Source organism: uncultured Microbulbifer sp., from assembly GCF_947489355.1.
Taxonomy (GTDB): domain Bacteria; phylum Pseudomonadota; class Gammaproteobacteria; order Pseudomonadales; family Cellvibrionaceae; genus Microbulbifer.
On record NZ_CANLDD010000151.1, the window covers coordinates 1 to 1259 of the forward strand.

Consider the following 1259-nt stretch of genomic DNA (forward strand, 5'->3'; position numbering starts at 1 on the left):
ACCAGAAGATTTAATGGATAATTACTTGGCGGCACAAGCCGCATAAATGGTATGCGCTTCAAGGTTGAATCCGCGCTAATAATTTTGGTAATTGTTAGTGATATAAATTTAACTAATTTTTTGTTGCTGCTGGCTGTTTGTGTCGTTGCACTTTTTACTCTTGTGGCATTTGGTATAATACTGTCTTTATTAGCATTAATGTGGCGTCAAGTCGCGGCACTTGTTACCGTTTTGAGCGTTGCTTTTGAATTACTGGCTGGAGCTTATTTCCCCATCACTGCATTTCCAACGAGTGTTCAGTACTTTGCATATATATTACCGTTTACCTGGGGTTTTGATTTGGTCCGTTATTATAGTTTCTCTGGCCAGTGGCAAACGTTACAGCCAGTTTATATTGAATGGCTGGTATTAGTCTTTTTTGGTCTATTTTATACGCTGTTGTCCTTATTTCTGCTCAAGCATGTTGAAAACTCGGTTAAGCAAAAAGGGCTTCATCTTCTTTAAAAATCGAAAAGGAATAAAGGTTATGTGTTGCTAATTTCTTTCTGTTTGTCAACTTGTTGATTTTTACCATATAAGTTTAGGTGCTTGGGTAACATCTCCCTGTGTCAACCAAGATGTTAGACCCACTATTTTAGCCAATAGCGTATCAGGGGCGGTAATTGAATGGAGAATCTCTCGTTACAGTGAGCACTTCAAAGAAAGAGCCGTGCAGCTGATGATGTCGCCGAATGCCGTGTTGGTGGCCCAAGTGAGTCGGGAGACCGGGGCCCCTGAGCAAACTCTGTACAATTGGCGTAATCAAGTCTGTGAACAGGGTAAAGCCGTGCCCGCTTATCCAAAGAGTCCCGAACGCTGGAGCGGGGAAAGCAAGCTGACTGTGGTCATAGAGACTGCGCCGTTAAATGAAGAGCACTTGGTGGAGTATTGCCGTCACAAGGGACTCTACGCTGAGCAGATTCAGCGCTGGCGGGAGGCGGCAGCTACCGGAGCCTGCCACCGTCGGATATTGTGCCGATCCTGGCAGACCAGAGAATTTACATCGCTTCTGAGTCCAGCTTCTATCGGATCTTGCGGGAGGCGGATCAACTACACCAACGAGGAAAAACCAAGACACTGCGTACAGTTGCTAAGCCCAAAGGATACCAGGCAAACGGTCCTAACCAAGTTTGGAGCTGGGATATTAGTGTGCCGCAGCAAGCTGCGGGAGAGATGAGGGATTGTGGCCCCTCGTCATCGGCATGCAGGTGCTGGTGACA

2 protein-coding genes are annotated in these 1259 nt (G+C 46.1%); both read left to right on the forward strand.

What is annotated here, in order from left to right; all coding sequences use genetic code 11:
* Nucleotides 1-51 precede the first annotated feature (51 nt).
* Nucleotides 52-504 (forward strand): ABC transporter permease, encoded by a 453-nt coding sequence (locus Q1A48_RS21225; RefSeq protein ID WP_299948846.1) that lies wholly within the window; start codon nucleotides 52-54, stop codon nucleotides 502-504.
* A gap of 169 nt (nucleotides 505-673) precedes the next feature.
* Nucleotides 674-1216, forward strand: coding sequence for a transposase (locus Q1A48_RS22045; RefSeq protein ID WP_366523466.1), 543 nt, complete (start codon nucleotides 674-676; stop codon nucleotides 1214-1216).
* Nucleotides 1217-1259 lie beyond the last annotated feature (43 nt).

Bases quoted from the DNA above. Each gene is read 5' to 3' on its own strand.
- Q1A48_RS21225 (WP_299948846.1), top strand. From the start codon at position 52: ATGCGCTTCAAGGTTGAATCCGCGCTAATAATTTTGGTAATTGTTAGT.